This window comes from Aeromonas sp. ZOR0001, assembly GCF_000801015.1.
GTDB lineage: Bacteria > Pseudomonadota > Gammaproteobacteria > Enterobacterales > Aeromonadaceae > Aeromonas > Aeromonas veronii.
The window spans coordinates 1-1,335 of record NZ_JRJY01000015.1; the positions used below are offsets into that span (position 1 = coordinate 1).

At 55.3% G+C, this 1,335-nt stretch carries 1 protein-coding gene; it reads right to left on the reverse strand.

What is annotated here, in order from left to right:
* Window positions 1-37: 37 nt before the first annotated feature.
* A protein-coding gene (locus L972_RS02120) for an IS3 family transposase (protein ID WP_139714695.1) occupies window positions 38-1,242 on the reverse strand; the annotation gives its coding sequence in 2 pieces (ribosomal slippage) (window positions 38-924 and window positions 924-1,242; 1,206 coding nt in all).
* Window positions 1,243-1,335 lie beyond the last annotated feature (93 nt).

Consider the following 1,335-nt stretch of genomic DNA (forward strand, 5'->3'; position numbering starts at 1 on the left):
TGGATTTGACCCCATAGATCCAGACACTTTTTCCCGCTTAGGGTTGTGATACCCGACTGCGCAGAAATTCCCGGGGTGAACGGTATCCCAAGGCGCTGTGCGGGTGGTGCTCGTTATAATGCTCAAACGCGATGGCCAAATTGCCTACCGCTGTTCGGCTATCTGGTTTCGGCATCATCTCGATATAGTCTCGCTTCATCGTCTTCACGAAGCTCTCCGCTATACCGTTGCTCTGTGGGCTTCTCACCGCAGTCGTTCTGGGCTCCAACCCGAGCTCTCGTGCAAATACGCGGGTCTCATGGGCTCGATACGCCGAGCCATTATCAGTCAGCCACTCCACCGGTGATGCCGGCAACGAATCCCCGAAGCGACGTTCAACAGACCTCAGCATGACATCTTGCACCGTGGCACTGTCGTAACCCCCGGTACTAGCAGCCCAGTCCAAGGTTTCCCTGTCACAGCAGTCCATGGCGAACGTGACTCGTAGTTTTTCACCGTTATCGCAGCGAAACTCGAAGCCATCTGAGCACCAACGTCGATTGCTCTCTTTGACGGTAACACGCCCCTTATGTGCCCGCTGGGTCAATGGTGCAGCCGGTTTTCTTTCCAGCAGCAGTCCATGATCGCGCATGACGCGATATACCCGTTTGGCGTTTACCACAGGCTGTCGTGTTGCCTCTGACTGACGCCGTAACAGCGCCCAGACTCGGCGATAGCCATAGGAGGGAAGCTCAGCCATCGCCTCCATGATCCGGCCAAGTAAGGCAGCATCATCATGCTGGCGATGATGACGACCATCTTGCCAACCTGGTTTTCGATGAACACGAACGGATAGCTGCGCACGCGATACATTAAGGGCCTGGCTCACAGCACTTAATCGTCGTCCCCCGGCAACAAGGGCGCATGCGCAATCCATTTTTTTGCTCGACCATACTCCACGGCTTCTTTGAGGATCTCGTTCTCCATGGTCTTCTTCCCGAGCAGACGCTGGAGCTCTCGGATCTGCTTGATGGCAGCAGCCAACTCTGAGGCAGGAACAACATCCTCACCGGCGGTGATCGCCGTGAGAGACCCTTCCTGGAATTGCTTACGCCATTTGAAAAGCTGGTTGGCGTTGACGTCGTGCAAGCGAGCGACATGAGAGACGGTCATTCCGGGCTCAAAGGTCTGCTGCACGATGGAGATCTTTTCCTGCGGAGTCCGGCGTCGACGGCGCTCAGCCCCTGTTAACACTTCGACCATCTTCTCGTTGCGACTAGTACTGAACATAGTTCCAAGACTACCTCTTAAGTTAAGAGGGGCGAAGTGTCTGGATCTTCAAGGGGCCAATCTAGA